This window comes from Microcoleus sp. Pol1C5 (genome assembly GCF_036701115.1).
GTDB lineage: Bacteria > Cyanobacteriota > Cyanobacteriia > Cyanobacteriales > Microcoleaceae > Microcoleus.
Genome location: NZ_JAUBQE010000115.1, coordinates 1 through 4,714, shown reverse-complemented (window position 1 = coordinate 4,714; position 4,714 = coordinate 1). Strand labels below are relative to the sequence as shown.

General features: G+C 44.8%; 3 protein-coding genes. All 3 read right to left on the bottom strand.

Annotation, left to right across the window (positions count from 1 at the left end; all coding sequences use genetic code 11):
* On the bottom strand, positions 1-1,660 hold a 1,660-nt coding region (locus QUA23_RS30465; protein WP_333093979.1), incomplete at its 3' end, for a CHASE2 domain-containing protein.
* A gap of 24 nt (positions 1,661-1,684) precedes the next feature.
* The gene (locus QUA23_RS30460) at positions 1,685-2,356 is read right to left on the bottom strand and encodes a response regulator transcription factor (RefSeq protein ID WP_333078925.1); all 672 of its coding nucleotides are present in this window, start codon (positions 2,354-2,356) and stop codon (positions 1,685-1,687) included.
* 396 nt (positions 2,357-2,752) lie between these two features.
* A complete protein-coding gene (locus QUA23_RS30455) occupies positions 2,753-4,486 on the bottom strand; it encodes a ShlB/FhaC/HecB family hemolysin secretion/activation protein (protein ID WP_333079207.1) in 1,734 nt (577 codons plus the stop codon).
* Positions 4,487-4,714 lie beyond the last annotated feature (228 nt).

Genomic DNA, 4,714 nt, shown 5'->3' with positions numbered 1-4,714 from the left:
CTTCTTCCAGAAATTGGCAGAGTTCTCGCTTTTGTTCCAGGCTTAAGTATTGCTCTTCAATTGGCTCGAACGAATAAGCTTTAACTTTGAGCGTTTTAAAAGAAGGAAAATTTCGCTGTAGCGTATGGCTGTAGACTTCATAGAGAAGGTCGCGAATCGGTAGCTTTAAGTCTAGGATTAGACCGCTGCCGAGACGGAGGCTTTCATTTCGATCGAGAGCTTCTAGTTTTAGGTATTCGCCGACTTCTCTGATTTCGCAGTTGAGATTTTTCAGTTCTTCGAGCAATCGATTTGGTTCTAAATCCTGGTCTTGAACGTGCCTCAAAATATTTGCTAGTGTTTGCAAAGGACCATTATGAATTATAATAAATGTCCGTTCTATGGTGTGTTGGCGGAGCTCAATCTGAAACCTCAAAAATCGATCGTATTGATAGAAATTACTCAAGATTGCACCATTAATGACCAAAACTAATAAAGCTGGTGCTACGGGAATCCACCATCCCCCGACGATCGAGGCATAACTAATTCCAACTAACCCCAGACTGGCAGCGGCAACATACACAAGGTTTTTTAATGGAGATTGGGTCAGCCGACCGAGATAAATAGCTAACACGCCCCAAGCGACAATCCAAAGATATTCCCAACCCTGCGACCAAGTTTTCAAAACAGGTCGTCCATCGAGAACTGCACTGATAATTTGGCTGGTAACATGGGCGTGAAATTCTACGCCATAAATTTTCCCAGGCGGTTGTAAATTAGCGATCGCAGAAGTATTAACAAAGTCTTTAATACTAGGAGCCGTTATCCCAATTAGAACAATGCGATCGCCAAAGGTATCGCGCAGCCCATTAGGATTACCTTTGTCGGCTTCAATATCGTTAATATCTTGAAGGGATAGCGTGCGAAATCGTTCTCGACCGTTGCGATAATTAAGCAGTAGCTGAACACCAAAATCATCAGCGCCCGCGTAGCCTCCTGAATTAGGAAAAAAGCGAGGAAGTTCAGTCGAACCAAACCGCGTCGAACCAAACCGCATCGCCTCGCGATCGCGAATGCCCTTACTCAGTTCAATGTCTTCAGCTTTGAGATAGGTTTCTGCCAGTCGCAAAGGCAGGGAAAAGGCGTATTTTTTATTGTTTTCCGGTCTCTTTGTTCCCAGTATTGCACGCCTGACCTTGCCGTCATCATCGGAAAGGTAATCTATAAAACCAATTTTTTCCGGGGGTAAGTCGGGGGGTGGCTTAATAGAAATAGGTAGAACTTTTTCCACCAAGATCAGATTTTTGATATCTTTAAAAGCTGCAACCAGTTCGGCATGACCGGGTTCAACGGGTAGGTCTCTAACAATATCAAGACCGATAACTCTGGGTCGGTACTTCTGCAACTTTCTTAACAGTTTGGCAATTTCACGATCGGGTATAGGGTAATTCCCGATCCGTTGGATATCGGCTTCATCAATTCCCACAATCACAATTCGTTCGTCGATAGGTTCAGATGGTCGCAGCCTCAGAAACGAGTCGAGAGTCACCCATTCTATCAATTGCAGCGCTCCACTCAAACGAACAAGTACAATCAGAGCTATAGCAACAATTCCTGGCAGTGTTCCTCTAGACCCGATGGTAAATTCTTTTCTAATTTTGCTCGAAATAGTGCGTAACAATAGTTTCTTCCTTAACAAAACAGATCAATCAATAAACCCCTCTTCTCTTGCTCGTTTTTCCGTTTGAATGCGGAGACTTTTGCCATCTTCCGGGTAAACCCCTAAAACGTCTTGAACTTTTGTCCAGTAGTGCCGTACTGTTCTGAGGGATAGGTTCATACGATCGGCAATGCCTTTATCTTCCAATTCTTCTTCAAAAGCGAGATTGAGTACCTCAAGCCACTCTGGCTTGACTTCCCCTGGTGGCATTTTCAAATCTTTGGTATGGGTAACTCCTTTGAGTGCCAAGTCAATCCGCTTCAACATCTCCTCGCTGGAAAGTCCTTTGTCAGCTACGGTAAACCCCCCTTCATGAGCGTCGATATCTGGTTTAATCCGCACCAGTGCTTTGACATAACTGCTTTGCACGACCAAATTTAGGGTGGGATAGTTTTTCATTAAAGTTCCCAGGCTTTTTATGCCTCGATTGATTTCGGCAGTGTGCCCGAAGGTTTCTGGTAGGGAAAGATCCATAATAACTAAATCCGGCCCAAATGCTTCGACCTGTTGCAGAGCATTCTGGGTTGTTTTAGCGGTAAGAATTTCGGCTTGTGGGTAGTGCCGTTTCAGCAAGTCGATCGTTCCGCTTAAGATTAGTTCGTGGTCATCCACTACAAGTATTTTGAGTGTGCTTGGCTCTGGTAAATCTTGGCTCATTGTTGAAACCGTAGTTGGTAATTGGTAATTCCTTAGCCAGTAAGCATTTAGCTTGAGCTGATGGGGGCAAGTATGTTTGTATTATCAAAATAACTACGAAAAAGCGCGTTTTTTTAGGTTTATTTAACTTTTTTGTTTCAGTTAATGATACCAAATCAGGGTTTAGTATCCCCTTTATACTCTCTCCCTCTCTCTGTACTCTGTACGCTCTCTGTGGTTAATTATAAATGTGGTAGAAAACGCGGATTTAGTATAAGTCAGGCAAATCGTCGATTTAAGTGATGAAATTGGTTTCATTTTATATGATATAGAAATCAGCTAGAAAATATATTGCACAAGTGTGCAAACTCGATCGCACAAATATGCAATTAGGTTAGCAAACTACTACAGCCTACTTCAAAACGGCTGATAGCGTACTGAAAAGTAGATACCCTTATCTTGCAGCGAGTTTCCCCGATCACCAACTGAAATTAAGGGGAGGCCGTAGTCTAAGCGCAACGATAAATCGGGGACAATCTGCCATCGCAAACCCAGTCCTAAACTGGCAATTGTAGCTGGGTCAGGGTCAATATCTTGGTTATTCCAGACAGTTCCGATTTCAAAAGAAGGCGCTAACTGCAGTGTACTGGTATCTGAGGCAAGGGGAATGCGAACTTCAACTGAACCCAGGATACCATTGTCGGCAACGAGTTGGTTTTGTCGGTAGCCGCGAACTGTATCGACTCCACCAATACTGAAACGTTCTAAAGGTAGCAAAGAATCTGGAGTTAGCTGAGCATCAATTCGCGCTACTAGCACATTTCTGGATGATAACTGCTGCACCAATTGAAATTGCCCCAACCAGGAAAAGAATCGCCCGTCAGTGCCCGTATTGTTGACAGTTGCATCAAAGGCATCTATCCCTAGACTGAATTGAGAACGGGCTGCTAAAACTCGTCTTCTGCCCCGATCGACCCAATCTTGAGAAAACCGAATTACTGTAACTTTAGATTCGCCTTTTTCAGGACCTTCTGTGAAGGAAAACGGCCGATCGTCGAGGATATACGTTTGGCTGCGACGGCGATCTAAACCTAAGCTTAATGCAAATTCACTGGTTGGTGTTCTGGTAATTGGCTGGCGGAAATTGAGGGAATAGGTTTGAGTTTCGCTTCTAATACCGATATCCCGGAACTGTCGTTCTATAATTCGGCTATCGCCATTGTTATAGCGGAAGTTAAGGGCACCGTTACGAGCCTTCACGGGGATAGTATAGTTGAGGTCGTAGAGGTCGAGTCCTTCAGTACGACCGTATTGGACTGAAGCACGATCGCCAAATCCCAACAGATTATCATGACTGACTTGTATGCTGCCTTGGACTGAACCAATGCTGGGAGATTGGTTGTTTTCCAGCACGATCGCACTGTGAAAAGCAGGCGCTTCTTTGAGATTGATTCGCAAGATATTGCGGCCTGGAGTGCTGCCTGCGGTTAACTCGGCATTTACCCTCTCGATAAGCGGATCGAGTTGCAACAGTTGCAAAGCTTCTTCTAAACGTTGTTGGTTTAAGGGGGTAGAGGTGGCGAGTTCTAGGCGCGATCGCACGTATCCTTCTCGCAATCGATTTAACCCACCGATTTCAATCTGTTCGAGTTCGCCCTCTACGACTTGAATTTTGATCGTACCGCTGCTGAGATCTTGATTGTTGGGCAGGAATGCTCCAGAGGTAATGTAGCGGTTTTTAATATAGAGTTGAATAATCGCCGATCGCAGTTCGAGTAACTCTTCAAACGTGACCGAACGGTTCTCGTAAGGCTGAATCAATTTGGCAATTTCGTCCTGTAAGACGGTGTTTCCCAGCACTTCTACTTTTTGGATAAAAAAGCGATCGCCCGACGGGGAAGTAACTTCAGGTGACTCTTGAATTGGGGGAGTTTGCAGTTCGGGTTCGGGTGGTGGTGAAGGCGTTTCATCGGGGAGAGGACGGGGTGTAAAAGAGGGACTGGGAATCGTTTGTTCGATCGCGTCTGGTGCGTTAGGGGGAATGGTGACACCTGGTGGCGGTGCGGATTGGGCGATCGCACTGAGGGTGATGCAAGTTGATGTCGCGATGCTTGAACCTGAAATGGCAACCCACCTGAAGATTGGGTACATATTTTTGTTAGTGAATTAATAACATTCTCGACTCATAACAAGTTTCCCATTCGGCAGTCGATACACGCCTTGGGGTTCTACAATGGGGTCGCCTTTTTGCCAAGAACGATTTGAGGATGTGGCGTCACTGGGTAAAGTTTCCACATCTACTGCATTTGTGACAAGTTAAGAAAAAGTGCAAATTGTCAAGGGGGTACAAAAAAAAATGTAAAATAGGCTGAACATCTA

What these genes read in the sequence shown, in the direction of transcription:
- QUA23_RS30455 (WP_333079207.1), bottom strand. Translation starts at nt 4,486, where the DNA reads ATGTACCCAATCTTCAGGTGGGTTGCCATTTCAGGTTCAAGCATCGCG.
- QUA23_RS30460 (WP_333078925.1), bottom strand. Translation starts at nt 2,356, where the DNA reads ATGAGCCAAGATTTACCAGAGCCAAGCACACTCAAAATACTTGTAGTG.